At 40.3% G+C, this 934-nt stretch carries 1 protein-coding gene; it reads right to left on the bottom strand.

The window, feature by feature from the left end; translation table 11 throughout:
* On the bottom strand, positions 1 to 934 hold a 934-nt coding region (locus tag AC1DH9_RS29900), incomplete at both ends, for a hypothetical protein (RefSeq protein ID WP_477809423.1).

Raw genomic sequence — 934 nt, 5'->3', positions numbered from 1 at the left:
GTATAAGACTGAAAGGAAAATGTAATCGATCTTAACGCATCGCTATAGGTGCTAGAGTCTCGCTTGAAATAACCGAGTGACGAAGTTATAGAAATAATAGCTATTGAAAATAGTATTATATTAAAAGGTCTCTCCCCATACCCCCAATATAATTCTTGTATAGACATCCATAAGTAACCAATCAGCGCATATAATCTGCCCCCTATTCCTGTGGCAGACTTAGCACTTGAGAAAGTTTCCCACCTGTGTTTTCGGTCTGATTTCTTCTCTGTCAAAAAATGCTTTCCAGCCAAATCAGGATACCCTAAGTGTGAAAAAATCATTTTTGCAGACTTGTGGAAGTTTTTCTTTTCATTGGGTGAGGAATTGAATATATCAGAATATTCTAAGCGACAATCTAAAAGCTCGGTAGCAGACAGCTTCAGATCAAGTCGCCGCGACCTTATCGAAGACCTGTCAAGCTTTGAGTTGCTCAGCTCAATCTTGTGATCGCCATGCTCAAACTGACAGGAAGATAAACCGCCGTTTTTTACGGTAATTTCAACTGAACATTGATGAAACGTTATCGCGTGAATCGAACCAACAACTTTGAAGTTTCTCAATGTGGAAAATGCGATGATTTGAAAGCTGGTGATGATTGGAGAGATAAGCGTCAGGTTGTCAATGTTTGTAAATTCGAGATTCTTTTCTCCCACTACACCGTCTGCTATTTCTACTCCGCCTCCACCAAGCTTGAGCAGTTCGAGCCTCGGTGGAGCTTTTACAAAAGGCATTGATTTTAATGAGTCCGCGGTAAAGCTTGGCATGAATAATGGTATGTTGAGTTGTATGTTTGAATTACTGTTCAAATAGTCTGAGGATTTTGATGTTCTTCCTGAAGGCGTAAAGAACAGAGCGATACCCCTGATGTCTTTTAGCTTGTTAGGAAAAGCCC

This window comes from Pseudomonas sp. 05T35 (assembly GCF_056396605.1).
This window is presented reverse-complemented; position numbering and strand designations above follow the sequence as displayed.